This is a genomic window from Allomesorhizobium camelthorni (assembly GCF_011045125.1).
In the GTDB taxonomy this organism is placed as follows: Bacteria; Pseudomonadota; Alphaproteobacteria; order Rhizobiales; family Rhizobiaceae; genus Allomesorhizobium; species Allomesorhizobium camelthorni.
In genome coordinates this window covers 1-1,313 of record NZ_JAAKZF010000256.1, presented here as the reverse complement: position 1 = coordinate 1,313, position 1,313 = coordinate 1, and the positions used below count along the sequence as shown (strand labels likewise).

Sequence of the window (1,313 nt, the reverse complement as noted above, 5' to 3'; positions counted from 1 at the left end):
CGCTGGCTTGCGCCGTTTGTCGCGGCGCTAGGGCACAAGACGCGGGCGCGGATGTGTCCTCTCTATGTCGCGGGTTTGATTGGTCCAGGAGACCGCAAGAGCGTTCAGCCGATGGCGGCGCGCGCTGGCGAGGTCGGCTACGATCAGCTTCATCATTTCGTCGCTGCCGGAGTTTGGGACAGTGCTCCACTCGAGGCTGCCCTGCTGAAGAAGGCAGATGGCCTGGTTGGCGATGAGGCGGGTTTTCTTGTCATCGATGATACGGCGTTGCCCAAGAAGGGACGTCACTCGGTTGGCGTCGCGCCACAATATGCCTCGTCGCTCGGAAAGACTGCCAATTGTCAGTCGCTGGTCTCGGTAACGTTGGCGTCGCGCGAGGTGCCGGTGATGGTGGGCCTGCGGCTATTCCTGCCCGAGAGCTGGACAGATGATCCTGAACGTATGGCGCGGGCTCGTGTGCCGAAGGATAGACAGACTGCTCTGACAAAGCCGGAGATTGCAATCGAGGAGGTCGACCGCGTCATCGCCTCCGGTGCGCGTTTTGGCTGTGTGCTTGCCGATTCAGGGTACGGCTCCAGCGGACCCTTCCGTCAGGCTTTGAGTGAGCGCGGTCTGCTGTGGGCAGTGGGTCTGTCGCGACGCCAGAACGTCTATCCCGCCGACGTTGCCCTGATCTTCCCCGTCGCGAAGGCCGGAAAGCCCCGCAAATACCACATCCCTGATCAGCCCCCGGTCTCTGCTGAAACGTTGTTGGCCGAAGGGAAATGGCAAAAGGTCAGCTGGCGGCGGGGCACCAAAGGTCGGCTGACCTGTCTCTTCGCGGCCCGCCGTGTCCGTGTTGCGGATGGCCATAAGCACCGGATGCTCGATAACCGTATGCAATGCATGCCTGGCGACGAGGTTTGGCTCGTCGGCGAGCGGCGGTCGACCGGGGAGCAGAAATACTATGTGTCGAACCTGCCGGCCGATGCCACCATCAAGACGCTCGCTGCCACGATCAAGGCCAGGTGGATCTGTGAACAGGCCCACCAGCAGCTCAAGGAAGAGCTTGGGCTCGACCACTTCGAAGGCAGATCCTGGACGGGATTACATCGACATGCGTTGATGACGATGATCGCCTACGCCTTCCTTCAATCCCGCCGCCTCAAAGCAGCGGGACGGAAAAAAAAGAATCTCGGGACCGCCACCACAGCCAAGCATGCCGGCCATCAGGCAAGCGATCCTCGACCTCTTCGCACGACCTCCACCCCGACGATGTCCTCGCTGTGACATGCTCCTTGCGAATATCCCAGAGCCTAAAGTGCCAAAGTAGT

At 61.1% G+C, this 1,313-nt stretch carries 1 protein-coding gene; it reads left to right on the top strand.

The genetic code is table 11. The features are described 5' to 3' along the window. Positions 1-1,269: IS701 family transposase (locus G6N73_RS35700; RefSeq protein WP_165034546.1), on the top strand; the 1,269-nt coding region annotated here is incomplete at its 5' end. Positions 1,270-1,313: the final 44 nt, after the last annotated feature.